This window comes from Telluria sp. LT2P34 (assembly GCF_059685915.1).
Map to the genome: position 1 here is coordinate 1 of NZ_JCASIN010000011.1, position 26,142 is coordinate 26,142.

Consider the following 26,142-nt stretch of genomic DNA (forward strand, 5'->3'; position numbering starts at 1 on the left):
TGAAATCCCAATGGGCCGGCCAGGTACTGCTCAACAACGGCTAGCTTGAACTGCTCCGAGTACTTCGACATGAAAAAACCCCAATAAGTTGGTGTCCAACTTATTGGGGTCAGTTCACTTGCGCGCGGCGGGTTTCGCTTGCATCGCCGCTCGCGCAGCGAAGGAAAAAAATTACTTCTTTTCTTCAGGAGCGGCTTCAGCAGCTGCATCCGACACGGCGCCGCGTGGGATCGACGAGGTCACGATGGTCAGGTTCTGGCCATGGGTCAGCGCGGTCACGCCTTCTGGCATGGTGATGTCGTTGACGTGGATCGACTGGCCGGCTTCCAGGTTGGCCAGGTCGACTTCGATGAACTCAGGCAGCTTGCCTGGCAGGCAGGACACGTCCAGCTCGTTCAGCACGTGCGAGATGACGGCTGCGCTCAGCTTGACGGCTGGCGAGGTCTCGGCGTTGATGAAGTGCAGGGCGACCTTGGTGTGGATCGGCTGCGATGCATCGACGCGCTGGAAGTCAGCGTGCAGGACCAGTTGCTTGTATGCGTGCATCTGGAAGTCGCGCAGCAGGACTTGCTGGGTCGCGCCTTCGATTTCGAGGTCGAGCACGGAACCGTGGAATGCTTCTTTCTTGAGCGCGTGCCACAGGGCGTTGCCGTCCAGGGCAATCAGGACCGGGGCTGCGGCGCCACCGTAGATGATGCCTGGGGTCTGGCCAGCCTTGCGCAGGCGGCGGCTCGCTCCGGTGCCCTGCAGGGTGCGGTTGAATGCAACTACTTTCATGTGAAACTCCATAAGTTTGGGATCGCATGCAGGAATACCCTGCCCGATTTCCCGGTTTTGCCCGCCCCCGCGACCAGGGGCTGGCGTGGCTGAGCGCCTAGCTGCGCACTCAAGAAAATCCGAATTCTTTGACGTTACAACGGCGCGCCGGGCTCATAGCCGGGCGCGCCGCATTTCAGGAGCGTCGCTCTTAGTCGACGAACAGCGACATGACCGAGTCGCCTTTCACAATCCGCTTGAACGTTTCGGCCAGCAACGGCGCGCAGGTCAGCTGGCGGATCTTGCTGCAGGCCTTGCCGGCGTCGCTCAGCGGGATGGTGTCGGTGACGACCAGTTCATCCAGTGGCGATGCGGCGATGCGCTCGATGGCGGGACCCGACAGGACCGGGTGCGTGCAATAGGCGACGACTTTTTTGGCGCCGCGCTCTTTCAGCACTTCGGCGGCCTTGCACAGCGTGCCGGCGGTGTCGACCATGTCGTCCATAATGACGCAGTTGCGGCCTTCGACTTCACCGATGATGTTCATGACTTCCGACACGTTCGCCTTCGGGCGGCGCTTGTCGATGATTGCCAGGTCGCAGCCGAGGCGCTTGGCCAGCGCACGGGCACGCACCACGCCGCCGACGTCGGGCGACACGACCAGCAGGTCGTCGTAGTTGCGCTTTTGCAGGTCGCCCAGCAGCAGCGGCGAGGCGTAGATGTTGTCGACCGGGATATCGAAGAAGCCCTGGATCTGGTCGGCGTGCAGGTCCATGATCAGGACGCGCTCGACGCCGGCTTCTTCCAGCATGTTGGCCACGACCTTGGCCGAGATGGCGACGCGGGCCGAACGCGGGCGGCGGTCCTGGCGGGCGTAACCAAAGTAAGGGATGGCGGCGGTGATGCGGCCGGCCGATGCGCGCTTGAGGGCGTCGACCATCAGCATGATTTCCATCAGGCTGTCGTTGGTGGGAGCGCAGGTCGATTGCAGTACGAAGACGTCCTTGCCACGAACGTTCTCGTTAATTTCGACCATGACTTCGCCATCGGAGAACTTCGAGACCACGGCTTTACCGAGGGGAATACCGAGGCTTTTTGCGACCCCTTCTGCGAGCGCCGGATTAGCGTTGCCGGTAAAAACCATCAGGTTTTCGTAAGCCATGGGAGTTCCAGGAGGTGATGTTGATTCTTGAAAAACAATCAGCCGGATATACCGGCTGATTATGCGCTTAAAGACAGGCCGCGGGAGCGGTACCGCCTGATTCATCCGCTGGACACATACGCATCGACAGGCCGGACAAAACGAATGGCAGGGGAACAAGGATTCGAACCTTGGTATGCTGGAATCAAAATCCAGTGCCTTAACCAGCTTGGCGATTCCCCTACGCAACTTACAGCATGCCGCAACATCTAACTGAACATCAAACCCTGCGACAGGCAAAATTTTATTCTACAACTCGCTGTTTTGCAAGAGCGATTTTATCGGGTGTCGCCTCAGCGACCGGGCTTTCCACGCTCGCCAGGCAGGAGGAACTCCCTCCACCACGCGATCCGCTTCGGCCTCTCCCGGCAGCGCGCAAAACACGCAAGCACCAGAACCAGTCATCCTCGCCGCACCGAACTGCCCCAGCCACTCGACCGCCAGACCTACCTGCGGGAATAATCGGGACGCCACTGCCTGCAAATCATTCTTCCCAAACTCACTTAACAAATGTGCTTCAGGACAGTCCGCTATTCTAACGGGCTTCGTGTCGCGCGTCAAATCCTCAGCAGTAAAAATCGCCGGCGTCGGCACGGATACGCCCGGCTCGATCACGACATACCAGCAATCGGGACCGGCGATCGGCTGCATCGCCTCGCCCACACCTTCGACGAAGGCGGTCTCGCCAAATATGAAAAACGGGATGTCGGCGCCCAGCGGCAGGCCGATCTCCATCAGCTCCGCATCAGTAAAACCGGCCTGCCACAAGTGGTTTGCCGCCATCAAGGCGGTGGCGGCATCCGACGACCCTCCCCCCAGGCCGCCGCCCATCGGCAGGATCTTTTCAACGGCAACGTCGATCCCGGGCGCGGCGCGGCCGTGGCGACATTGAAACGCCGCGGCCAGGCGGTGCAGCGCACGCACGATCAGGTCGCTCTCTTCCGGCACGCCCGCCAGCTCGGTCGTACGCCGGATGCGGCCATCGCCGCGCAGGTCGAAATGCAGGACGTCGCCGCGGTCGACCAGCTGGAACACGCTTTGCAGCAGGTGGTAGCCATTGGGCCGGCGACCGACGACGTGCAGGAACAGGTTCAGTTTGGCCGGGGCCGGGCAATTGTGCAGCGAGCCTATTGTGCTTACCATGCTCACGACTGGTTGAGCGCGATGCGGATCGCCAGTTCCTCGGAGGTGGCGGTGGCGCTGCGGTCGGCGTGAATGACGCTCGGCATCGGGATCGCGCCCTTCTGCCAAGAAACAAAACGCAGGCGCCAGCCGTCGCTCGTGACGACTTCGTTGTTAGCCGGCGAGACGGCGACGCGCTTGCCGGAGGCGTCGGTGGCATAGCCCTGCAGCCAGTCGCGCAGGCCGGAGACCGGCAGCGACCAGCCCAGGGTCTGCGCCGTCAGCGTGTCGATGTCTTTCGCGCTGCGCGGCGGCTGGTTGGCCTGGGTCAGCGTGGCCTGCGCGGGCGTCACGTTCAGCAGCGCCACGGTCTGGCCGGTGGGGCCAAGCAGGGTGACGTCGATCCGGCCCGGCTGCTGCGACCACTCGAAGTTGCCGGTCACGGAACCGGGTTGGCCGTCCTTCTGGTAGTTCACCGACAGGCGGCCGGCAAGCTCGATGGTGTCGCGGTAGGCGCCGACCGTGGCGGTCGACTGGGGAGTGGTGGCGCAGCCGGCAAGCACGGCGGCGATGGCGAACAGGGACAGGCGGCGAAGAATGGGCATTGGTCAGTAAGTAAATTGAACGAACGCCATTATTTCACAGCGACTGGCCCAGGCGCGCGAGCGTGCTGCGCAGCGTGCCGTTCTGCGGGTCCCGGGCGCGCGCTTCGCGCCACAGGCTGCGGGCGTCGTCCTGTTTGCCCTTCTGCCACAGCACTTCGCCCAGGTGCACGGCGATTTCCGGATCGCGGCGCAGGCCATAGGCGCGGCGCAGGTGCCCTTCGGCGGCATCGAGGTTGCCGAGGCGGTACTCGACCCAGCCCATGCTGTCCATGATGAACGGGTCCTGGGGCGCCATCGCCAGCGCCTTTTCGACCAGGGCGCGCGCCTCGTCCAGGCGCAGGTTGCGCTCGGCCAGCGAATAGCCGAGGGCATTGTAGGCATGGTGGTTGTCCGGCGCCAGGCGCATCACTTCGCGCAGCGTCGCTTCCATGACCTCGAGGTGGCCGGTCTTTTCGGCCAGCAGCGCAAAATCGTAGAGCAGGTCGGGATTGGCCGGGAAGCGCTTGGCCGCCGCCTGCATCAACGCGAAGGCTTGTTCGGCCTGGCCGGCCTCGCGCAGCACCTGCGCTTCGGCCGCGGCCACCTGGGCCTGTGCCGCCGGGTCGGCCGGTTTCAAGGAGGCAAGCAGGCGCCGCGCGGCCGGCAGGTCGCCGCCCTTGCCAAGCAGCTGGGCGCGCCGCAACTGCACGCCCAGGACCGTTTTTTCGTCGCCGTCGGGCAGCTTGTCGAGCCAGTCGACGGCCGCTTTCAGGTCGCCGCGTTCCTCGGCCAGCTGCGACAGGATCAGCAATGCTTTGGACGGGTCACGCTCGTCGTTCGGATTGCGCCCCAGAACTTCCACGAAGCGCGTGAAATAGCGTTCGGCGCCACTCGGGTCGTTCATCTGGGTCGACAGCACGCCGAGCGCGTAGAGCGTGGTGACGTTGTCCGGCTGCTGCTTCTCCAGCAGCAGGAATTCGGTACGGGCTTCCTCGAAGCGCTTGTCGTTGACCAGCATGCGCGCATGGGCGGCGCGCACTTCGCGGGCGTTCGGATTGGCGGCGATGAAGCTTGTCAAGATGGTGCGCACCTGCGCGTCGTTGTCGCTGGCCTGGGCCAGCGTCAGCACGGCGATCTCGGAATTGGGCGCCAGCGCCAGCGCGGCCCGGGCTTCGCGCACGGCGCCGGCCTTGTCGCCCTGTGCGATCAGGCCCTGGGCCAGCACCACATGGCCCTCGACCGTGTTGCGGTAGGGCGCCACCAGGCGCGCCAGCATGGCGCTGGCCGCCTCCTTGTCCTTGGCGCGCGACAGCAATTGCTGCACCTGGTAGAGCACGATGCCGCGGGCGCCGGGCGGCGTGCCTTCGAGACGCTTGCGGAAGATGGCTTCCGCATCGGAGATATTGTCCGACAGGATCACCATCCCCAGATAGTACTGGGTGGCTTCGTCGGATTGCGGGTCGAGCTGGCGCCACTGGCGCACGGCGGCCAGCGTATCTTCGGGCTGGCGCGCGGCCAGCGCCATTTCGGCGGCGCGCCGCGCCAGGCGCGGATCGCGCGTCTGCTGCGCCAGGCTGAGCATGGTGAGATACGGGCCCTGCCAGTCGCCATTCCGGAACCCGAACTCGGCGCGCAGCAACTGGTTCAGCAGGGCGCCGGTCAATTCGACTTTCGGCAAGCGCGCCTGTTCCGCTTCCATGCTTGCCTTCTGGGCAGCCAGGGCTGCCGCCTCGGCAGCCTCGGGCGAGACGGCCGGTGCTTCGATCACGGCCGCCTGCGCCGCCGTTTTGCCTTCGGACTGCGGTTGCGGCGCCACAGCACATGCCGACAGCAAGCCGGAGAGCGTTACAATGACGAAAGCGTTTTTCAAGGCAAGTCCATGTGTCGAGTGATGTTCGATTCTACGCCGGAGTCGAAAAGCGCGTGCGGCCCCGCCCACCGAATTTACAAGAATTTTGTCAGATCTTCATGCCTGAACTCCCCGAAGTAGAAGTTACCCGGCGCGGAGTTGCTCCGCACCTGGAAGGCCGCACCGTCGAAGAGCTCGTGTTTCGCCGCGAGGGCCTGCGCTGGCCTTTCCCCGCGCACATCGCCGGGCTGCTGGTCGGACACACGATCCTGCACGTCAGGCGGCGCGGCAAATACCTCCTGATCGGTTTCGAGTCCGGCACCCTGATCGTCCACCTCGGCATGTCGGGCCACCTGCGCGTCCTGGCGCCGGGCGCCGAGCTGAAAAAACATGACCATTTCGACCTGGTGGTGATCGACAACAGCGTACGTCCGGGCTTGCGTCAAATACTGCGCCTGCACGACCCGCGCCGCTTTGGCGCCGTACTCTGGCATCCCCATGACGATGGCGAACTCGACCAGCACGTGCTGCTGCGCGGCCTCGGCGTCGAGCCGCTGGAAGACGGCTTCTCGGCCGAGTTGCTGTACCAGGCGACGCGCAAGCGCAGCGCCCCGATCAAGCAGGTGTTGCTGTCGGGCGATATCGTGGTCGGCGTCGGCAACATCTACGCCTGCGAAAGCCTGTTCCATGCCGGCATCAGCCCGAAGACGGCCGCCTCGCGCATCGGCCGCGCGCGCTACGAAAAGCTGGCCGCGGCGATCCGTACGGTATTGGCCGACGCCATCGTGCAGGGCGGCAGCACACTCCGTGACTTTATTGCCGTAAATGGCCAATCTGGATATTTCCAGCAAACATATTTCGTCTATGATCGTGCTGGAGTGCCTTGCCGCAACTGTGGCGCGCCGGTGCGCCAGATCAAGCAGGGGCAGCGGTCGACGTTTTATTGCGCCACCTGCCAGCGCTAGCAACACTTTGAAGAGCGGACAAATGCAAGACATCGAAGAATACGGCGCCTGGCGCGCCGCGATCGCAAAGGCACTGGAAGACTACCGCACGGCGCTGGCCGCCTGCGAGCTGTCGGACCCGGGGACGCAGCAGCGTACCGCGCAAGCGGCGGCGCGCCTGCGCGACGACCGGCTTTCCATCGCCTTTGTCGCCGAATTTTCGCGCGGCAAGTCCGAGCTGATCAACGCGATCTTCTTCGCCGACTACGGCCAGCGCATCCTGCCCTCCTCGGCCGGCCGCACCACGATGTGCCCGACCGAGCTGCTGTACGACGCCGCCTGGGAGCCCTGCATCCGCCTGCTGCCGATCGAGACCCGCGAGCGGCATCTGTCGACCAGCGATTTTCGCGACGACCCGGCCAGCTGGACCGTGCTGCCGCTGGATCTGGACGCACCCGAACGCATGACCGAAACCTTCCGCCAGGTCAGCATGTCGCGCCGCGTGAGCCTGGACGAAGCGCAGCGCTACGGCCTGTACGACCCGGACGACCCGGAGCTGGCGGACGCCGTCGGCGCGGACGGCCTGGTCGAGATCTCGCAGTGGCGCCATGCCATCATCAACCTGCCCCATCCGCTCCTGAAGCAGGGCCTGGTGATCCTCGACACGCCGGGCCTGAATGCGATCGGCACCGAGCCGGAACTGACCCTGAACCTGATCCCGAACGCGCACGCGGTGCTGTTCGTGCTCGCCGCCGATACCGGCGTCACGCGCAGCGACATCGAGGTCTGGCGCACGCACATCGGCGCCGGCCCGGGGCGCATCGTCGTGCTCAACAAGATCGATGCGATGTGGGACACCCTGCGCTCGGACGCCGAGAACGACGCCGAGATCGCGCGCCAGCAGCATGGCGTGGCGCAGCAGCTTGGATTATCGCCAGACCAGGTCTATCCGGTGTCGGCGCACAAGGCGCTGGTCGGGCGCATCCAGGGCGACATGGCCCTGTTCGAACGCAGCCGCCTCGGCGCCCTGGAAGCGGCGCTGATGCATGGCCTGATCCCGCAAAAGCGCGCCATCCTCGGCAAGCAGCTGGGCGAGGACCTGGCCGCCATCGAGACGGCGCGCAACGCGGCGCTGGCTTCGCGTTCGCGCAACCTGGTCGAGCAGCTGCAGGAACTGAAAAGCCTGCGCGGCAAGAACCAGACCGTGCTGGCGCACATGATGCGCCGCATCGAGGCCGAACGGAAGGATTTCGACGCCGGCCTGCTGCGACTGCAGGAGGCGCGCACGCGCTTCGCCACCTTGTCAGGCAACCTGTATTCGACGCTCGGCACGGACGCCGTCGGCCGCCAGGCCGATGCGGTGCGGGTGGCGATGCAAGGGGTGCGCTTCGCGACCGGCATGCGGGTCCCGGTGCGCACCTTTTTCGAGGGCGCGCGCGCCAGCCTCGACGCCGCCGCCAACCAGGTCGCCGAAATCGGCGCGATGACGGACGCGATGATGCGCGGCTTCGCCACCGAGCACGGCTTGACGATGTCGCCGTCGATGCCGCTGTCGCTCACCCGCTACCGCGCGGAGATCGACGCCGTCGAGGCGCTGTACGCGCGCCAGTTCGGCACGGCCACCCTCCTGATGACCAGCCGCGCCACCCTGCTCGAGCGCTTCTTCGATTCGATCGCGTCGAACGTGCGGCGCACCTTCCGCGCGGCCAACGCCGATGTCGAAGCCTGGCTGAAGGTGATCATGGCGCCGCTGGAGTCGCAGATCCGCCAGCACAAGGAGCAGTTGCGCCACCGCCTGGCCTCGATCCAGCGCATCCACGACGCCACCGACTCCCTCGAGCACAAGATCGAGGCTTTTGAAGCGAACCAGGGCGTGCTCGAATTGCAGCGCATGCAGTTGACGGCGCTTGCGGACGTGGTCGGCGTCCTGCTGGCGCAGGCGCCGCTGCGGGAGGCGGCTTGAAGCGCCTGACCGAATTCGGCCTGGCCGACTTCGACGACCCCACCTTCTCGCAGGCCGTCATCGACTGGCAGCGCGCCCACGGCCGCCATACCCTGCCCTGGCAAAACACGCGCGACGCCTACCGCGTGTGGCTGTCCGAGATCATGCTGCAGCAGACGCAGGTGGCCGCAGTGCTGGGCTATTACGCACGCTTCCTGGGGCGCTTCCCGACCGTGCAGGACCTGGCCGGCGCGCCGATCGACGACGTGATGGCCCACTGGAGCGGCCTCGGTTACTACACGCGCGCGCGCAACCTGCATGCCTGCGCAATCCGGGTAGTACGCGACTACGGCGGCGTGTTCCCGGCCGACCCGCAGCTATTGGCCGACCTGCCCGGCATCGGCCGCTCGACGGCGGCCGCGATCACGGCCTTCTCGAACGGCACCCGCGCCGCCATCCTCGACGGCAACGTCAAGCGCGTGTTCGCGCGGGTGTTCGGGGTCGAGGGCTTCCCCGGCGAAAAACGGATCGAGGACGGCATGTGGCGCCGCGCCGACGCGCTGCTGCCCCAGGTTGGCATCGAGCGCTACACGCAGGGCTTGATGGACCTCGGTGCGACGCTGTGCACCCGTTCGCGGCCGGACTGCCCGCGCTGCCCGCTGCAGGACCGCTGCGTGGCCTACGCCACCGGACGCACGGCCGAGCTGCCGGTGCGCAAGCCGAAAAAAACCTCGCCGGAAAAGCGCGCGCACATGCTGGTCGTGCTCCACGCCGGCCAGGTGCTGCTCGAGCAGCGCCCGGGCAGCGGCATCTGGGGCGGCCTGCTGTCGCTGCCCGAAGTCGACGGGCACGTCGGTATCGAGACGCCGGATGACGCCGGGCTGGCGCTGGCAGCCGCCCTGCCCCGTTTCGGCGAGGTCGAGGAAGTGCAGGCGCTGCTGCCGCTGGTGCACGTGTTCACGCACTACAAGCTGCATATCTACCCGCACAAGGTGACGCTGGCCGGGCGTGGGACGCCGCCGCCGGGGCATGTGTGGGTGCCGATGGCTGCGATTGGCGACGCGGCGCTACCGGCGCCGGTCAAGAAGCTGTTGCTGGACCTAACTCGGCCGAGTTTGTTTTCGTAGGGTGAGCTCCGCCCACGCGGCCCGGCCACACCCTACAATTCATCCAGCGAAAAAATCCTTCGGTGCTCGCGAATCGCATACCGATCCGTCATCCCCGCAATATAGTCCGCAATCTTGCGCGCCTGCCTGTGGGTGTCGCCCGGAACGATCTGGTAATCCGGCGGCAGCAGCACCGGGTCGGTCATGAAGGCGTCGAACAGCTCGCGCACGATGCGGCTGGCTTTCACGCGCATGCGGTTGACCTGGAAGTGGCGGTACAGGTTCGCGTACAGGAAGCGTTTCAGGGCCGTGGTCTCGGTGCGCATCTGGTCCGAGAAGCGGATCAGGGGCGGCGCGGCGCGCACGTCGTCGATGCCCCGCGGCGCGGCCTCGAGCAGCAGCGCGGCCGAGGTCTCGACCAGGTCGGCCGTCATCGCCGTGATCATCAGGCGGATCGTCTCGTAGAGCGCGCGCCGGCCCGGCAGGCCCGGATACTGCGCTTCCACGGCGTGGCGGTGGCGCGCGAACAGCGCCACTTCCATCATCTGTTCCATGCCAAGCAGGCCCGAACGCAGGCCGTCGTCGATGTCGTGGTTGTTGTACGCGATCTCGTCGGCCAGGTTGGTCAGCTGCGCTTCCAGGCTGGGCTGGGTCTTGTCGAGGAAGCGCTGGCCCAGTTCGCCCAGGGTGCGCGCATTGTTGAACGAGCAGTGCTTGAGGATGCCCTCGCGCGTCTCGAAAGTCAGGTTCAGGCCGTCGAAGGCGCCGTAGTGCTCTTCCAGGTGGTCCACCACGCGCAGGCTCTGCAGGTTGTGCTCGAAGCCGCCGTGGTCCTTCATGCATTCGTTGAGCACGTCCTGGCCGACGTGGCCGAAGGGCGTGTGGCCGAGGTCGTGCGCGAGCGCGGTGGCCTCGACCAGGTCTTCGTTCAGGCGCAGGTTGCGCGCCAGCGTGCGCCCGATCTGCGCGACCTCGATCGAATGCGTCAGGCGCGTGCGGAACAGATCGCCCTCGTGGTTCAGGAAGACCTGGGTCTTGTATTCGAGGCGGCGAAAGGCGGTGGAGTGGATGATGCGGTCACGGTCGCGCTGGAACTCGCTGCGCGAGCCGGGCGCCGGCTCGGCGAAGACACGTCCGCGCGATGTTGCCGAGTGCGCCGCGTACGGGGCCAGGTTGCAGTCGAAATCGATCATGTGGAAGCCCTCAGGGTGGCTTGCAGCAGCGCCAGCGGTACGCCCGTGATGTTCGGGCTGCCCAGGGGTTTGAGCAGGATGAACTTGATCGCCCCGCCCTCGTTCTTCTTGTCGACTTCCATCAGCTCGATCCAGCGTGCCTCGCCCAGGTCAGGGGCGCGCGTCGGCAGCCCGGCGGCGGCAACCAGGGCCCGGATGCGCTCGACCGTATCGGCGTCGATAAAACCCATGCGCTGCGACAGGTCGGCCGCCATTACCATGCCGCAGCCGACCGCTTCGCCATGCAGCCAGGCGCCGTAGCCCAGGCCGGCCTCGATCGCGTGGCCAAAAGTATGGCCGAAATTGAGTACCGCGCGCAGGCCACCTTCGCGCTCGTCCTTGCGCACGACTTCCGCCTTGATCTCGCAGGAGCGCGCGATCGCATGCGACAGCGCGGCCGGGTCGCGCGCCATGAGCCGCGCGATATTCGCCTCGGTCCAGTCGAAGAATTCGGCATCGAGGATGGCGCCATGCTTGATCACTTCGGCCATGCCGGCGGAGAGCTCGCGCTCCGGCAGCGTGGCCAGGGTGCCGGTGTCGGCCAGTACCGCGCGTGGCTGGTAGAAGGCGCCGATCATGTTCTTGCCAAGCGGGTGGTTGATGCCGGTCTTGCCACCCACCGACGAGTCGACCTGCGCCAGCAGGGTGGTCGGGACCTGCACGAAGGGCACGCCGCGCATGTAGCTGGCCGCGGCAAAGCCGGTCAGGTCGCCGATCACGCCGCCGCCGAGCGCCACCAGGGTGGTGCTGCGGTCGCATTTGTTGGCCAGCAGCGCATCGAACACGGCCATCAACGAGCCCCAATGCTTGTGTTCTTCGCCGTCCGGCAGGACGATCTCGAGCACCTCGCGCCCGGCCGCCCGCAGCGGCGCCGCCACCTTGTCCAGGTAGAGCGGCGCCACGGTCGTGTTGGTTACGATGGCGACCCGGGTGCCGCCGATGTGGCGCGCCAGCAGCGCGCTGTCATCGAGCACGCCGGGGCCGATGGCGATGGGGTAGCTGCGCTCGCCCAGTTCGACATTGAGGTTGATGGTTGCCTGTCCGTTCATCGATGCCGCCCTTGCACGCCGGACGCGGCCCGTTTCGAGCGCGTCCAGCTGGTCCAAAATTGTCTGAACCATCGATTGTACGTTAGGTCGCCCGGTATCGATGACGAGGTCGGCGATCTCGCGATACAGCGGCTCGCGCTCGGCCATGAGTTGTTCGAGCTTGGCGCGTGGATCGGCCGTTTGCAGCAGCGGGCGGTTCTTGTCGTGCGAGGTGCGCTGCAGGATGCTGCCGATGCTGGCGCGCAGGTAGACCACGGTGCCGCGTTCGGCCAGGTAGGCGCGGTTGGCGGCGTCGAGCACGGCGCCGCCGCCGGTGGCCAGCACGATGCCGCGCTGGCTGGTGAGGTCGCGGATCATGTCCGCTTCGCGCCGGCGAAAACTCGCCTCTCCCTCGATCTCGAAGATCCAGGGAATGGTGGCGCCGGTGCGCGATTCGATCGCATGGTCGGAATCGACGAAGCGCTTGCCCAACCGGCGCGCGAGCTGGCGTCCGATGGTGGTCTTGCCAGACCCCATCAGTCCGACCAGGAAGATGTTGCTTTGTTTTTCCTCGGGCACGATATCGACTTCGCTTCAAAAAAAAACGGCCAGTGCAAGCCTGGCCGTTGGTTACGGGATGAACCGCCTGCAGTCGTCCGTTATGGGCAGCTGAACGCCAGTTTAAACGGAATCGTCGTCACGACTCCACTTGGCGAGGTAACCGTCACGTTAAATGTTGCCGTGACTGGCGCCGTGCACGTCTTTCCTGACGGATTGGAGATCGAGAAAGTATGCGACGAACCCTGGGGATTTGCGACATTTGTGCCCGTGATGTCGTCACGGTCGGCATTGTGAGGGTAGATATTCGGCACGGTCGCCGGCACCGCCGCGCCAGCCGAGCCGTTGACCATGTTCGTCACCTCGACCTTGGTACCGACAGGCATTGGATTCAAATTGATATCGTTCAGCTGCAATACGAAGACCTTGGCGTCGGTGGCGCCCACGGTGCCGAGGTCGGTCGTGCCGGAAAGCGCCGTCGAGCCCCCATCGAGGAACACCTTCGACGCCGTACTGCCGCTGAAGAACAAGGCGATTTTGCCGAAAATTGTATTGGTGCCGTCGGTACTGCTTGCGCAGATCGTCGACAGGCCGACACGGCTGCTATCGTCGCTGACACCGGCACTGCTGCCGGTATTGCACGGCGTTGACGGCTGATTCTTGGTTGGGAAGCGCGGCGCCTGGGTGCGGAAGTCGACCGTGCAGCCGCCGTTGACCGTGTTGCAGCCGCCCTTGTCGGACGAACCGACCGAGCCCATGTTGGTCTGGAAGACGACCGGGGTACCGTCCGGCACCGGGTTGCCGAAACTGTCGGCGATCAAGACCTGGATGCCGGTGGCCGGTTCGGTCGGCGAGCTGTCGCGTGTCAGGCCTTCGAGGTTGTACTTGCCGGCGCTGAGCGAAAAGGCGCGCTGGACCGGCAGCCCGGTGGTCACAACGATCGAGTCGGACGTGGTCGAGATGTTCGGCTGGGTCGCCGTAGCGGTGTTCGGCAGCGTGGCGAAGACGCGGAACGAGGTCGGCACGTTGCCCGAATTGACGGTGGTGATCACTTCGCCTTTCTCGTCGGTGCTGTCGCTTGATTTGTTCAGCGTGACCAGCGTCGGCGCCGACACCGTGAAGTTGACGAGGCGGCGCGGCAGCGGCTGGCCGAAGGTATCGAATACGCGGAATTTCAGGGTGGCCGTTTCGGTGCGGTTGATACCGCCCTGCCCCTGGATGACGATCGACTTGTCGCTTGGCGCGGCCGAGACGAACTGTACCGACGAAGCCGTTGGCGGCGCGATCTTGATCGGCAGGCTGCCCGGGACCGAGACGCCGTCGGAGGTGACGGTGATGACGTCGTCGTTGGCGCAGCCGAGGTCGCGGTAGACGGTCTTGGCGAAACCGGCACTGGTGGCCACAGTGGCCGCCATCGTGGCCTTGCCCGCAGCCAGGCAGGCCGAGCTGAAGTTGACGTTGACCTGCTGGGCCGTGTAGCGCGTGCCGCCGGCCACCAGCTCGACCGACAGGTCGGTCGAATCGTAGGCGGCGATGCTGGTCTTGCTCGCGGTGATCGCACCGAAGGTCAGCGTCGTGGCGCCGACCATGAAATTGCTGTCGCTGGTGATCGTGGAGCCGGCGACGCTGCTGGTGACGGTCAGCTTGGCCGCGCCGCCGGCCGCCAGGGTTGCCGAGCGCAAGGTGACGCTGGCCACGCCGTTGGCATCGGTCAGCGCGGTGCCCGCCGACGGCGAAAACACGGCCAGCGTGGCGTCGGTGGCGAAGGTAACGAGGGCGTTCGGCACCGGCTTGCCGGCGGCGTCCTTGACCACCGCCCGTACGGTCAACGGGGTGGCGCCGGTCAGCGAATTACTGGCCACGCCACCACTCGACAGGGTGCTCAGGGTGACCGTCGGAGTAGCCGGGGCAACTGGGGTGGTCGGCGTTGTCGGGGTCGTCGGCGTCGTGCCGCCGACGTCGGTGCGGGGCCCAACCGCCCCCGGATCGCCGCCACCGCCACCACAGGCGGAAAGGACCGCCGCGGCGATCAGGGTCAGGGCCGAAGTGCGTACAGTGCGTGTCGAATAATGCAGCATGATGGTTCCAGTTCTTATTGATTATTTGGTTTGGCGGTCTATGCGCACCGCATGGATTGCGGTCCCTGAAACGACACAGCGACCCGCCTTGCGGCGCGTCGCTGTCGGGACTATGTCGAATGTATTCGTCGGGGACGTCGGTCAGCGCGCGCCGGCCACGCGGTCGGCCACGATCTTCGGGGTGATGAAGACCAGCAGTTCGGTCTTCGCGCTTTCGCGCCCCTGGGTCTTGAACAGATAGCCGACCAGCGGGATATCGCCGAGCAAGGGCACCTTCGATTCGTTGCTGCGCTCGGTCTGCTGGTAGATACCGCCCAGTACCACCGTGCCGCCGTTTTCGACCATCACCTTGGTCTTGACGTGCTGGGTGTTGATCGCAAAGCCGGCGCGCGTCTCCTCGCCCTTCGAATCCTTGCTGACGTCCACTTCCAGCACGACGTTGCCGTCGGGCGTGATCTGCGGCGTCACTTCGAGGCGCAGGTTGGCCTTCTTGAATTCGATCGAGGTCGCGCCGCTCGACGATGCCACCTGGTAGGGCAGTTCGATACCCTGCTCGATCACGGCCACCATCTTGTCTTCGGTGACCACGCGCGGGCTGGAGATGATCTTGCCCTTGCCGTCGGCTTCGAGCGCCGACAGTTCCAGGTTCAGGAAGCGGTTGTCGGCCGACGAGAACAGGGAGAAGGCGATGCTCGCCGGCGACAGGCCGCCGATCAGGGCCGCCGGCAGGTTCACCATGGTGGTGTCGCTGAAGGTGCCGCCTTCGGCCTGGCCGGTCGCCTGGGCGACGTTGTTGATGTTGCCGCCGACCGCGGCGCGGTTGTTGCCGCCGATGCCGTAGCCGGCATCGCCGCCGCGCAGGCCGCGCATGTCGTTGAAGCCGATCTTCGCACCCAGGTTGCGCGAGAAGCCGTCGTTCGCTTCGACCAGGCGCGCTTCGATCAGCACCTGCTTCGAGGCCACGTCGGTCTTCTGGATCAGCATGCGGATGTCTTCGATCTTCGACGCGATGTCGGTCACAAACAGCTGGTTCGTGCGGGCGTCGATGATGGCGCTGCCGCGCTTGGAAAGCACGCGGTTGCGGTTGTCGCCGGCAGCGGCGCCACCTGCGTCCAGGCCGAACACGTTGCGGAAGGACTCGGCCTTCTGGTAGTTCAGCTGGAAGATTTCCGAGCGCATCGGCTCGAGTTCGGAAATCTGCGCGCGCTGCTCGAGTTCCAGCTTTTCCTTCGACAGCAGCTCTTCTTTCGGCGCGATCCAGATCACGGTGCCGTTCTTGCGCATGTCCAGGCCTTTCGACTGCAGGATGACGTCGAGCGCCTGGTCCCACGGCACGTCTTTCAGGCGCAGCGTCAGGCTGCCGGCGACCGAATCGCTGGCGATGATGTTCAGGCCCGAGATGTCGGCCACCGCCTGCAGCGCGGCGCGCACTTCGATGTTCTGGAAGTCGAAACTGATTTTCTCGCCGCGGAAGCCCTGCGTGCCCTGGACCAGCTTGTTCGGGTCTTCCTTGACCGGGCGCACGGCGACGATCAGCTGGGTGTCGCTCTGGAACACCGACTGCTCCCAGCGGCCTTGCGCTTCGATGATCATGCGGGTGTGGGCGCCGTTCGCATTGGTCGTCACGCGCGTCACCGGGGTGCCGAAATCGGTCACGTCGAGACGGCGGCGCAGCGTTTCCGGCAGGCCGGTATTGAAGAAGTCGACCTGCACCTTGTTGCCGAGCTGGCGCACGTCGACCGCGACGCCGCTGTTCGGCAGGTCGACCACGACGCGGCCTTCGCCTTCGCTGCCGCGGCGGAAGTCGAGGTTGCGCAGTTGCTGACGCGCGCCGGAAGCGACGGGCGCCGCGGCCGAGGAAGCAGCGGCAGCGGAAGGCAAGGCCTGGGCGCCGGCGCCCTGCACGGTCACCACCACCGACTTGCCGTCGATCGCGGTTGAATACGCAACCGGGCGCTTCAGGTTCATCACGAGGCGGGTGCGCTCGCCTGCCTGCACCACGTTCACGCCGCGCACTTCGCCGAGGTTGATCTCCTGGCTGCTCTTGCCGGTGGCGTTGACGGTGGCGCCGAAGTCGAGCGCGATGCGCGCCGGATTGGTGATGGCGAAGCTGAGCGGCGCCTTGACGGGCGCAATCTTCATGGCGATGTTGACCACCACGTTGGCGCCCTGCTGGTTGGCCGTGATCGATTCGATCGCGTTGTCCTGTAACTGAGCCTGGGCCTGGGCCGGGACCTGAGCCTGGGCCTGGGCCGTGCCGGCACCGAGCGCAAATACCAGCGCCACGCACTTCATTGCAAATCGGGTCATTTCGCGATCTCCTTACTTTCCTGCAATTCCAGCTTCGATATCCGCTCGACCCAATCGCCGCCTGCGTCCTGTACCATTTCCCGGATTTCAACCGCGCCCGGGGTCACACGCCGCACCTGGCCGAAGTTCTGGCCCAGCCGCTGTCCCGCCCGTATCCGGTAGACGCTGCGATCGATCTGCACGAGGGCGAAACCGATTCCATCCTTCTGCATCATGCCCACCATCCGCATCGTGTCGAGCGGGTAGTTTTCCAGCGCTTCACGCGGGCGCTCCAGGTCCGGCTGCTGCGCGCTCGGCGCCTGCGGCATCGCGCCCGGCCCGGCCAGCTTGCCCGGATTGAACGGATCGACCGCCTCGCCCTGGTTGTAGGCGAAGGGCACGAATTCCTTCGGCGCCGGCAGCGGTTTCACGGCCGGTTTGGTCTGCGCCTTCGTTTCTTCCATCCAGGTGCGCACTTCGCGCACGTCGCTGTCGCCGCAGCCGGCCAGCAGCAGGGTCGCCAGCAGGCCGAAGGCGCAATGTAAGGTCTTCATGGCGTGGCCTCCGTGGCTTGCTTGCTTTTCTTCGCCTTCAGGCGCGCCGCTTTCTGGGTCGACAGTTCGTCGGCGTCGAGGTAGCGGAAGGTCTTGGCGATGGCGTCCAGGGTCAGCTTGCCGTCCTTGTCCATTTTCAGGTGCATGTTGTTGAGCGTGACGATGCGCGGCAGGTGGGCCATGTCGGCCGCGAACGCGCCCAGGTCATGGTAGCTGCCGCTGATCTTGATGGCGATCGGCAGCTCGGCGTAGTAGTCGCGCACGATGATCTGGTCGGGACGGAACAGCTCGAACTGCAGGCCCCGGCCGACGCCGGCCTGGTTGATGTCCGACAGCAGCGCGGCCATCTCGGCCTTGCTCGGCAACTGCTTCTCCAGGCGCTCGACCGACTGGTCGACCTGCACCTTTTGCGCCTGCAGCGCTTCCAGGTTGACGGTCTGGGTGATCTTGCTGCGGTACTCGTCGCGCAGCGTCGTTTCCTGCACGGCGAGCGCCTCGCGGGTTTCGAACTGGCCGCTCCAGTACAGGAAGTAGCCGAGCACGACGACCGCGGCCAGCACGCCGGCCGCGCACAGCAGGCGCGGCGCCAGCGGCCACAGGCCCGGAGGGCGGCCTTGCAGATTCTGGAATTGCGCCGACAGCTCGGCGCCCAGTTGTTTCAGGTCGATGTTCATGGCTTGCTGCCTTCAGGGGCGCCGGTGGCCAGGGCGCCCGGTTTCGATTCCGTGTCGTCCTCTTCGCGGGCACGCTTGATCGCCACGGCCAGGGTGAACTCGACCGCCTTGCGCACGATCTTGTCCTGGGTGATGACGGCCGCTTTCACCTCGGTCAGTTCCGGGCGCTCGAGCCAGGGCGAATTGTTCGACAGGTTGCGCAGCAGCTCGGCTACCCGTTCCTGCGACTGGGCGTAGCCGTTCAGGACCACGCGCTGGCCATCCTGGTCGAAGCCTTTCAGGTAGACGCCGTTCGGCGCCTGGCGCACCAGTTCGTCGAACAGGTAGACCGGCTGGTTGCGGTCGCCCTGCAGGTCCTCGACGGCCTGCTGGCGCGATTTCAGGGCATTGATCTCTTCCTTCAGGGTCGCGATGTCCTTGATCTTCTTGTCGAGCTGCGCGTTCTCCATCTGGAGGACGTTGTTGCGTTCTTCCTGGATCGCGATGCGGCTGGCGTTCCAGCCGCCGACCAGCAGCACCACGGCCGCGCCGAGCAGGCCGCCGAGCACCAGCATGGCGATGAACGCCTTCTGCTTTTGTTTACGTTTCGCTTCCCGGTGCGGGAGCAGGTTAATCCGGATCATCAGCCAAACCTCCGCAAGCCCAGGCCGCAGGCGACCAGGTAGGACGGGCCCTCGAGGCGCAGCTGCGATTCGCGCAGTCCGGGGGCGAGCAACATGCCGTCGAAGGGCGTCGCGCTTCCTGTCGGGATGCGGGTGCGCCCGCCGACCAGTTCGGCCAGGCCAGGCAACTGGGCGCTGCCGCCGGCAAGCCAGATCTGGTCGATACGGGTGTACGGGGTCGAGGTGAAGAAGAACTGGATCGCGCGCGTCACTTCCATCGCGGCGTTTTCCAGGAAGGGCGTGAGCAGGTCAGGGCGAAAATTCTCCGGCAAGTCGCCCGACTTCTTGCGTGCTTCCGCATCCTCGTAGGACATGCCGTAGGCGCGCACGATTTCCTGGGTCAGCGCGTTGCCGCCGAAAGGCTGCTCGCGCTCGTAGATGGTGTCGCCGTTCTGCAGCATCGATACGTGGGTCATGCCGCCGCCGATCTGGAACAGGGCGACGATTTTTTCAGGGTCGGCCGGCGCCGCGCGCATCAGTGCGGCGCGCGCGGCATACGATTCGATGTCCATCACGGTGGCGGTGATACCGGCGGCTTCGGCGATGGCGACGCGGTCCTCGACCTTTTCGCGGCGCGCGGCGGCCAGCATCACTTCCATGTCGTCCGGCGAGTTGGCGGCCGGGCCGACCACGTCGAAGTCGAGGCTGACCTCATCGAGCGCGAACGGGATGTACTGGCTGGCTTCGGATTCGACCTGCACTTCGAGCTGGTCTTCGGCCATGCCGGCCGGCAGGATGATCTTCTTGGTGATGACGGCAGCCGGCGGCATGCCGAGGGCGACCATGCGGGCACGGGTCCCGCTTTTCTTCCAGATGCGGCGCACCGCGTCGGCGACCTGGTCGAAGTTTTCGATATTGCCGTCGACAACGGCGCCGCGCGGCAGCGCTTCGAAGGCATGGCACTCGAGCCTCAGCACGCCCTTGCCGGCATCGGCCAGCTCGACCAGGCGCAAGCCTGACGTGCTGATATCGAGACCGGCAAGCGGCGGACTCGACTTTCCGAACAAGGAACCTAGATTGATCACGAGCGTACTCCCTCAGCTGCTGTCTGCCTGGCAGACCAATGTTTCAACGCCCGCACGGGGAAAAGTCTTGTTGAGATTCAGTAACTTGGTGCATGTTTATGAGGCACTGCGGTAAATCGTAGCCAGAATAATGCGTGGCGACAAGATATTTCTACACTGGAACATTACAATCCGGCCGGGATGCCACACTCTGATATTTCATTGGTAATACCCCTTGTCAGCCGTACCACAAAGCCGCCCTGCCGCCGAGTCCGCGCCGCGGCGCGAAGCCCTGACTTATAATGAAACGGATCAACTAACGAATCCAGCATGAAATCCTCCCAAGCAAAGAACTCCGCGGCGCCGAACAAATACAGCCCGAAACGCCTGATCCTGCTGGCCCTGGCCGGCCTGACCGGCCTGGCCCTGACCGGCGTGCTGGTCGTCGTGTTCGCGCTGGCCATGGCCTACCCGAACCTGCCGGCGCTCGACACGATTACCGACTACCGTCCGAAGATGCCGCTGCGTATCTTCACGGCCGATAACGTCCTCATCGGCGAGTTCGGCGAGGAGCGCAGGACGCTGGTGCGTTTCAAGGAAATCCCCGACGTGATGAAGAAGGCGGTGCTGTCGATCGAAGACGACCGCTTCTACCAGCACGGCGGCGTCGATTACTGGGGCGTGCTGCGCGCCATGCTGCACAACGCCACCAGCGGCTCGCGCCAGGGCGCATCCACCATCACCCAGCAGGTGGCGCGCAACTTCTTCCTGTCGAGCGAGCAGACCCTGAAACGCAAGGCCTATGAGGCGCTGCTGGCCTGGAAGATCGAAAAGAACCTGACCAAGGACCAGATCCTCGAGGTCTACATGAACCAGATCTATCTGGGCCAGCGCGCCTTCGGCTTCCAGTCCGCGGCCCAGATCTATTTCGGCAAGGACCTGCGCGACATCACCGTGGCCGAAGCGGCCATGCTGGCCGGCCTGCCGAAAGCGCCGTCGGCCTACAACCCGGTGGTCAACCCGACGCGCGCACGCACGCGCCAGCAGTACATCCTGACGCGCATGCATTCGCTGGGCTACATCACCGACGCCCAGTTCAAGACCGCGCGCGACGAAGAACTGACCATCAAGACCGACAGCACCGCCTTCGGCGTGCACGCCGAATACGTGGCCGAAATGGCGCGCCAGCTGGTCTACGAGCAGTTCAAGGAAGACACCTATACGCGCGGCCTGAACGTGTTTACCACCATCACCAAGGCCGACCAGGACGCGGCCTACCTCGCGGTGCGCCGGGGCGTGATGGATTACGAACGCCGCCACCCCTACCGCGGCCCGGAGTCCTACATCGACATCCCGAAGGACAAGACCGAAGCCGATGAGGCGATCGAGGCGGAACTGGCCGAGAAACCCGACAGCGACGACATCGTCGCCGCCGTCGTGCTGGCTGCCGCGCCGACCGGCGTGACCGCCGTGCTGGCCTCGGGCGAGGAAATCAGGATCAGCGGTCCCGGCCTGTCCTTCGCATCGAACTGGCTGCAGGCCAAGGCCGCGCCGAACCGGCGCATCCGCCGCGGCGCGCTGATCCGCGTCATGCGGGGCGAGGATGCCAACTGGAAGATTACGCAGATGCCGCTGGTCGAATCGGCCTTCGTTTCGGCCAGCACCGAGGACGGCGCGATCAAGGCGCTGGTCGGCGGCTTCGACTACAACCGCAACAAGTTCAACCACGTGACCCAGGCCTGGCGCCAGCCGGGCTCCGCGTTCAAGCCCTTCATTTATTCGGCCTCGCTCGAGCGCGGCCTGTCGCCGGCCACCCTGGTCAACGACGCGCCGCTGCGCTTCGACGCCGGCCAGACCGGCGGCCAGGCCTGGGAGCCGAAGAACTACGACGGCAAGTTCGAAGGCCCGATGACGATGCGGCGCGGACTGACCAAGTCGAAGAACATGGTCTCGATCCGCATCCTGGACCGCATCGGCGCGCGCTACGGCCAGGAATACGCGACCCGCTTCGGCTTCGACGCCGAACGCAATCCGCCCTACCTGACCCTGGCCCTGGGCGCCGGCTCGACGACGCCGCTGCAGATGGCGGGCGCCTATGCCGTGTTCGCCAACGGCGGCTACCGCGTCAGCCCTTACCTGATCTCGAAGGTGACCGACAGCGCCGGCAAGGTCTTGTCGGAAGCGCGGCCGGAACGCGCCGGCGTCGAAGCCAACCGCGTGATCGACGCGCGCAATGCCTACCTGATGGACAGCATGATGCGGGACGTGGCGCGCTACGGCACCGCGGCCAAGGCGCAGCAAGCCCTCAAGCGGACGGACATCGCCGGCAAGACCGGCACCACCAACGATTCGATCGACGCCTGGTTCGCGGGCTACCAGCCGAAACTGGTCGGCATCGCCTGGATGGGTTACGACCAGCCCAAGAACCTGGGCAACAAGGAAACCGGTGGCGGCCTGGCGCTGCCGATCTGGATCGGCTACATGCAGACGGTGCTGAAAACCATGCCGGTCGAGGAACGCCCGGTGCCGGGCGGCCTGATCATGGTGAATGGCGAGTATTACTACGCCGAGAATCCGCCGGGGACCGGCGTGACCTCGCTCGATGTCGGCACCACGCCGGCGCCTGTGCAGCAGAAGGCGCAGGACGCGGTGAGGAACGAGCTGTTCTAAGCCAAGCTACCTAGCCCAGCCGGACTGGCGCCCCACCCTGCTGGGTCGCCACGTCCGACAGCGCGGCGAAAAATTCCGAATCGTCGCGCGTATTGCGCCACTCGTCGCCCACGCGCTTGTAGTGGAAGCCGCCGGAACGCGCCGCCATCCACATTTCCTGCAGCGGCGCCTGGCTGTTGACGATGATCTTCGAGCCGTTGTCGATGAATTCGATCTCCAGCACGTTGCCGTTGCGCTTGCATTCGACGTCGACCACGTCCTTGTCGTTGAGGTCGTCGAAGCAGGCTTCGATGCGGTTCAGGGTCGATTCGGCCAGGTCCAAAAATTCGGTTTCGGTCATGCTACACTCCAAGGTCTTGATCAAACCCTGATTCTAATCGTGAAGTCACCTGACGCGCTCCTATTTGCCGCCGTGTTCGCCGCCAGCATCCTCGCCGGCTGCGGCCAGACCGGCCCGCTCTACATGCCGCAGCCCCCGGCCAAGCCGGCCGCGCCGAATCCAGTACCGGCGCCGGCGAGCGTGACCCCGGCCACCGCAACTACCCCAGCCTCCTCCCAATAAGATCCATGTCCCACTTTTCGTACCGAGACGGCGTGCTGCACGCCGAGCGCACCCCCTTGTCCAGGATTGCCGAAACCTTCGGCACGCCGGCCTATGTGTATTCGAAAGCGGCGCTGCTGGAGAACTTCGCGGCCTACAGCGACGCCTGCGCCGGCCGTGACGCCCTCGTTTGCTATGCGATGAAGGCGAATTCGAACCTGGCGATTCTCGACCTGCTGGCGCGCCAGGGGGCGGGTTTCGACATCGTCTCGGGCGGCGAGCTGCTGCGCGTGATCGCGGCCGGCGGCGACCCGAGCAAGGTGATCTTCTCGGGCGTCGGCAAGACCGTGCTTGAAATGCGCCTGGCGCTGGAAAAGAACATCCTCTGCTTCAATGTCGAGTCGATTCCCGAGCTGCACCGCCTGAACGAAGTCGCCGGCAGCATGGGCAGGCGCGCGCCGGTATCGCTGCGCGTGAACCCGAACGTGGACGCCAAGACCCATCCGTATATCGCGACCGGCCTGAAGGCGAATAAATTCGGCGTCGCTTTCGACGAGGCCTTGGCAACCTACCGCAGCGCCGCCGCCCTGCCGCACCTGGACGTGGTCGGCATCGACTGCCACATCGGCTCGCAGCTGCTGGACGACGCGCCACTTTTGGAGGCGCTCGACAAGCTGATCGAACTGATCGACACGCTGGATGACGAAGGCATCCACATCCACCACCTCGACATCGGCGGCGGCCTGGGCGTGGATTACGGTGCGGCCGGCGACAAGCCGCCGGTGCCGGTGGGCGACTACCTTGGCCGCCTGTTCACGCGCATCGACGCCTGGCGCGCCGGGCGCCACGACGGCCGCGCCGTGAAAGTGATCTTCGAGCCGGGCCGCTCGATCGTCGCCAGCACCGGCGTGCTGCTGACCACGGTCGAATTCCTGAAGCCGGGCGCGGAAAAGAACTTCTGCATCATCGACGCTGCCATGAACGACATGATGCGCCCGACCCTGTACGGCGCCTGGATGGACATGAAGGCGGTGGCGCCGCGCGACGGCGCCGTCCTCGATCTCTACGACGTGGTCGGCCCGGTCTGCGAATCGGGCGACTGGCTGGCGCGCGAGCGCAAACTCGCCGTCGAGCCGGGCGACCTGCTGGCGATGATGAGCGCCGGCGCCTATGGCATGACGATGGCCTCGAACTACAACACGCGCGGGCGCGCCGCCGAAATCATGGTCGACGGCGACCAGGTGCACCTGGTGCGCCAGCGCGAGAATCCGGCGGATTTGTTCGCGCTGGAATCGATGATCAAATAAACGCTGTCTCCGGGACGTAAAAAGCTGCGCCATCTTTCGAGGGCGCGGCTTTTGTTTTTACGGCTGCGGCTTAATTGCTCAGCAAGACCTGGGCGATGATGCCGGTGGCAATCGCCGCCAACACATAGTCGTTGCCGGTGCTGACCCAATGATGGCCCCGCGGCGGCGCGCTCAGGCGGCGTTCGCGCCAGTCGCTGACGATGTAGCGGTTACTCCGGTATTCCTGGCTCAGGCGCTGGCCGCGGCGCAGGTCGTGGCGGGGACCGCCACCGCGATAATCGTCGCGACGGAAGTTCTGCGCATTGTAGTAGCGGCCATTGCGGTCGTTGCGGTCGTAACGGTCGTTGCGGCCGTCGTTGCGATCGTTGCGGTCGTTGTTGTAGCGGCCGCCGTCATACCGTCCGTCGCGCTGCTCGGCCCGGCCGTTGCGGTCGTTGTCGTAACGATCGTAACCCTGCTCGCCTCGTTGGGCGTAAGCGCTGCCGCTGGCAGCCATGGTCAAAGCAATCAGCGCCGATGCGATCATAGTGGTTTTCATTGTGCTTCCTTTCGGTGTCACGGTGGGCTTGCGAATGAACCCATTACACCGCGTATCGACCCCGTCAGGTGAGCCAGACCGGTAAGGAACGCTACCAAACGTTTCAGACCGTAAATACACACCGGCGATGCAGAACCTGGTATCAGCCGCGCTTCTTGCCCCGCGCAGCGACGAGACCGGCCAGGCCAAGACCGAGCAGGGCCAGCGCACCTGGCTCGGGCACGTCCTGGGGTGCGCCGTTGTCGGCGAAGGTGCGGAAGGTCAGGTCATAATTCGAAATGCTTCCACCCTGGAAAAGGGACGTGCCGTTGGCGTAGGTCGACGTCGAGAACGACGCAAACACATTGTTCGTCGATCCCAGCACCAGGTAATACTGGGTATTTGCCTGCACGGCGGCCGGCGTCCAGAAGATATCGACAAAACCAAAATAATTGCCGGCAATCGCGGTGGAACCCGAGGCGACCAGGCCCGACAGGCCGGAGCCGCCATAGGAACTGTAGACCGACATCGTCAGGGTCGCGGGGTCGGTACGGCCGCCCTCGGAGCCCACCAGGTAGATGCCGGCGCCGGAAATGTTGGCATTCGTTTGTTGGAAGGATTGCCCGCACCAGTCGGTCATCGTGACTGCACAGAACGCTCCGACTGGCACAGGATGGTTCTGGTCCAGGATCGGTGCGGCCATCGCCGGCAGGTGCAAGGCGACTGCGGCAAGTACGGATGCGGATAACTTGACTATTTTGTTCATGTCTCTTCCCGATTAATTTGATGTTGGAAGAGACATAGCATGTTTCGTGCCAGAAAATTTCCTTGTTTCAATACAACGACTTGTGGTTGTACGCGCTTGCCGCGCGGGCTGGTCTGTAAGCTTTTCCGACATTCACGCGCGCGCCGGCGCCTTTGACTTGACCCGGCTCCAGTACACCCGCACCAGCAACAGCGCCGCCACGATCGCCGCGAACAGCATCGGCTGCACCAGGTTGTTCTTGGCCGACTTCATCCACCAGAAATGCAGCACCGCCAAGGGCGCGACCAGGTAGATCAGGCGGTGCAGCCATTGCCAGCGCTTGCCGCCCAGGCGCTTGATCATGCCGTTGGTGCTCGTTACCGCCAGCGGAACGAGCAGCACGAATGCGGTGAAGCCGACCAGGATGAAGGGCCGCTTGACGACGTCGCGCAGCATGGCCGCGACGTCAAAAAAATGGTCGAACCAGAGGAAGGCGATGAAATGCAGCAGCGCATAGAAAAAGGTGAACAGCCCCAGCATGCGGCGCAGCTTGACGAGCCAGTTCCAGCCGCTCAGGCGGCGCAGGGGCGTGATTGCCAGCGTGATGCAGAGCAGGTATAAAGCCCAGTCGCCGGTTTCGTGGGTGATGTACTCGAGCGGATCGACCGGAACCTGGCGCAGCACCAGCTGCAGCCCCCACAGGAAGGGCAGCAGCGCCGCGAGGAACACGGCGCCCTTGATGAGAGTGAGCTGTTTTGGCGGGGGATTGAACGCCATCG

23 protein-coding genes, 1 tRNA gene and 1 pseudogene are annotated in these 26,142 nt (G+C 65.1%); 6 read left to right on the plus strand and 19 right to left on the minus strand.

The genetic code is table 11. From position 1 onward, the window contains the following. From AC56KZ_RS19630 to AC56KZ_RS19660, 7 genes are all read right to left on the minus strand, one after another. Positions 1-209: hypothetical protein (locus AC56KZ_RS19630; protein WP_497163939.1), on the minus strand; the 209-nt coding region annotated here is incomplete at its 3' end. Further along, a complete protein-coding gene (locus AC56KZ_RS19635; protein WP_497163871.1) occupies positions 172-777 on the minus strand; it encodes a 50S ribosomal protein L25/general stress protein Ctc in 606 nt (201 codons plus the stop codon). The genes AC56KZ_RS19630 and AC56KZ_RS19635, both read right to left, overlap by 38 nt. Positions 778-967: 190 nt before the next feature. Beyond that, on the minus strand, positions 968-1,918 hold the full coding sequence (locus AC56KZ_RS19640) for a ribose-phosphate pyrophosphokinase (RefSeq protein WP_497163872.1): 951 nt from the start codon (positions 1,916-1,918) through the stop codon (positions 968-970). Positions 1,919-2,063: 145 nt separating this feature from the next. Then, positions 2,064-2,140: transfer RNA gene (locus AC56KZ_RS19645), tRNA-Gln, on the minus strand. A 66-nt stretch (positions 2,141-2,206) separates the two neighbouring features. Then, positions 2,207-3,100 carry a 4-(cytidine 5'-diphospho)-2-C-methyl-D-erythritol kinase gene (ispE, locus tag AC56KZ_RS19650; RefSeq protein WP_497163936.1) on the minus strand — a complete coding sequence of 298 codons (894 nt, stop codon included), beginning with the start codon at positions 3,098-3,100 and terminating at the stop codon, positions 2,207-2,209. Between the two features lie 2 nt (positions 3,101-3,102). Continuing rightward, positions 3,103-3,684, minus strand: coding sequence for a lipoprotein insertase outer membrane protein LolB (gene lolB, locus AC56KZ_RS19655; RefSeq protein WP_497163873.1), 582 nt, complete (start codon positions 3,682-3,684; stop codon positions 3,103-3,105). 34 nt (positions 3,685-3,718) lie between these two features. After that, a complete protein-coding gene (locus AC56KZ_RS19660; RefSeq protein ID WP_497163874.1) occupies positions 3,719-5,533 on the minus strand; it encodes a tetratricopeptide repeat protein in 1,815 nt (604 codons plus the stop codon). A 98-nt stretch (positions 5,534-5,631) separates the two neighbouring features. On the opposite strand from AC56KZ_RS19660, the gene mutM reads away from it, so the two are divergent. From mutM to mutY, 3 genes are read left to right on the plus strand one after another with little or no spacing between them, the layout of a single operon-like run. Beyond that, the gene (gene mutM / locus AC56KZ_RS19665) at positions 5,632-6,477 is read left to right on the plus strand and encodes a bifunctional DNA-formamidopyrimidine glycosylase/DNA-(apurinic or apyrimidinic site) lyase (protein ID WP_497163875.1); all 846 of its coding nucleotides are present in this window, start codon (positions 5,632-5,634) and stop codon (positions 6,475-6,477) included. Between the two features lie 22 nt (positions 6,478-6,499). Continuing rightward, complete coding sequence (locus tag AC56KZ_RS19670) at positions 6,500-8,419, plus strand: dynamin family protein (protein WP_497163876.1); 1,920 nt, start codon at positions 6,500-6,502, stop codon at positions 8,417-8,419. Further along, positions 8,416-9,525, plus strand: a complete 1,110-nt coding sequence (mutY, locus tag AC56KZ_RS19675; protein ID WP_497163877.1) for an A/G-specific adenine glycosylase — start codon at positions 8,416-8,418, stop codon at positions 9,523-9,525. Before AC56KZ_RS19670 ends, mutY begins: the two co-directional genes overlap by 4 nt. Positions 9,526-9,557: 32 nt before the next feature. Here mutY and AC56KZ_RS19680 read toward each other — a convergent pair whose 3' ends face one another. From AC56KZ_RS19680 to AC56KZ_RS19715, 8 genes are all read right to left on the minus strand, one after another. Continuing rightward, complete coding sequence (locus tag AC56KZ_RS19680; protein WP_497163878.1) at positions 9,558-10,697, minus strand: deoxyguanosinetriphosphate triphosphohydrolase; 1,140 nt, start codon at positions 10,695-10,697, stop codon at positions 9,558-9,560. After that, a complete protein-coding gene (aroKB, locus tag AC56KZ_RS19685) occupies positions 10,694-12,343 on the minus strand; it encodes a bifunctional shikimate kinase/3-dehydroquinate synthase AroKB (RefSeq protein ID WP_497163879.1) in 1,650 nt (549 codons plus the stop codon). The genes AC56KZ_RS19680 and aroKB overlap by 4 nt, the downstream gene beginning before the upstream one ends. 80 nt (positions 12,344-12,423) lie before the next feature. Beyond that, positions 12,424-14,400, minus strand: a complete 1,977-nt coding sequence (locus tag AC56KZ_RS19690; RefSeq protein ID WP_497163880.1) for an Ig-like domain-containing protein — start codon at positions 14,398-14,400, stop codon at positions 12,424-12,426. Positions 14,401-14,541: 141 nt separating this feature from the next. Next, the gene (locus AC56KZ_RS19695) at positions 14,542-16,710 is read right to left on the minus strand and encodes a type IV pilus secretin PilQ (RefSeq protein WP_497163881.1); all 2,169 of its coding nucleotides are present in this window, start codon (positions 16,708-16,710) and stop codon (positions 14,542-14,544) included. After that, a complete protein-coding gene (locus tag AC56KZ_RS19700) occupies positions 16,707-17,243 on the minus strand; it encodes a pilus assembly protein PilP (RefSeq protein WP_497163882.1) in 537 nt (178 codons plus the stop codon). Before AC56KZ_RS19700 ends, AC56KZ_RS19695 begins: the two co-directional genes overlap by 4 nt. Then, complete coding sequence (locus AC56KZ_RS19705; RefSeq protein WP_497163883.1) at positions 17,240-17,917, minus strand: type IV pilus inner membrane component PilO; 678 nt, start codon at positions 17,915-17,917, stop codon at positions 17,240-17,242. Before AC56KZ_RS19705 ends, AC56KZ_RS19700 begins: the two co-directional genes overlap by 4 nt. Beyond that, a complete protein-coding gene (locus AC56KZ_RS19710) occupies positions 17,914-18,540 on the minus strand; it encodes a PilN domain-containing protein (RefSeq protein ID WP_497163884.1) in 627 nt (208 codons plus the stop codon). The genes AC56KZ_RS19705 and AC56KZ_RS19710 overlap by 4 nt, the downstream gene beginning before the upstream one ends. Further along, positions 18,540-19,604 (minus strand): pilus assembly protein PilM, encoded by a 1,065-nt coding sequence (locus AC56KZ_RS19715; protein ID WP_497163885.1) that lies wholly within the window; start codon positions 19,602-19,604, stop codon positions 18,540-18,542. Before AC56KZ_RS19715 ends, AC56KZ_RS19710 begins: the two co-directional genes overlap by 1 nt. A 309-nt stretch (positions 19,605-19,913) precedes the next feature. On the opposite strand from AC56KZ_RS19715, the gene AC56KZ_RS19720 reads away from it, so the two are divergent. Next, on the plus strand, positions 19,914-22,253 hold the full coding sequence (locus tag AC56KZ_RS19720; RefSeq protein ID WP_497163886.1) for a penicillin-binding protein 1A: 2,340 nt from the start codon (positions 19,914-19,916) through the stop codon (positions 22,251-22,253). Positions 22,254-22,263: 10 nt separating this feature from the next. Here the strand turns inward: AC56KZ_RS19720 and cyaY are convergent, their stop codons facing one another. Beyond that, positions 22,264-22,593 carry an iron donor protein CyaY gene (gene cyaY, locus AC56KZ_RS19725; RefSeq protein WP_497163887.1) on the minus strand — a complete coding sequence of 110 codons (330 nt, stop codon included), beginning with the start codon at positions 22,591-22,593 and terminating at the stop codon, positions 22,264-22,266. Between the two features lie 39 nt (positions 22,594-22,632). On the opposite strand from cyaY, the gene lptM reads away from it, so the two are divergent. Together lptM and lysA are read left to right on the plus strand one after the other, a co-directional pair. Continuing rightward, complete coding sequence (gene lptM, locus AC56KZ_RS19730) at positions 22,633-22,815, plus strand: LPS translocon maturation chaperone LptM (protein WP_497163888.1); 183 nt, start codon at positions 22,633-22,635, stop codon at positions 22,813-22,815. A 5-nt stretch (positions 22,816-22,820) separates the two neighbouring features. Continuing rightward, positions 22,821-24,101, plus strand: coding sequence for a diaminopimelate decarboxylase (lysA, locus tag AC56KZ_RS19735; RefSeq protein ID WP_497163889.1), 1,281 nt, complete (start codon positions 22,821-22,823; stop codon positions 24,099-24,101). Between the two features lie 70 nt (positions 24,102-24,171). On the opposite strand, the gene AC56KZ_RS19740 is transcribed toward lysA, so the two are convergent. The 3 genes and pseudogenes from AC56KZ_RS19740 to msrQ all read right to left on the minus strand — a co-directional run bounded on the left by AC56KZ_RS19740 (position 24,172) and on the right by msrQ (position 26,140). Beyond that, positions 24,172-24,639, minus strand: a complete 468-nt coding sequence (locus AC56KZ_RS19740; RefSeq protein ID WP_497163890.1) for an RcnB family protein — start codon at positions 24,637-24,639, stop codon at positions 24,172-24,174. 142 nt (positions 24,640-24,781) lie between these two features. Continuing rightward, positions 24,782-24,892 (minus strand): annotated as a pseudogene (locus AC56KZ_RS19745) (PEP-CTERM sorting domain-containing protein); the annotation flags it as partial. Positions 24,893-25,516: 624 nt separating this feature from the next. Next, positions 25,517-26,140, minus strand: a complete 624-nt coding sequence (msrQ, locus tag AC56KZ_RS19750; RefSeq protein ID WP_497163891.1) for a protein-methionine-sulfoxide reductase heme-binding subunit MsrQ — start codon at positions 26,138-26,140, stop codon at positions 25,517-25,519. Between the last annotated feature and the right edge of the window lie 2 nt (positions 26,141-26,142).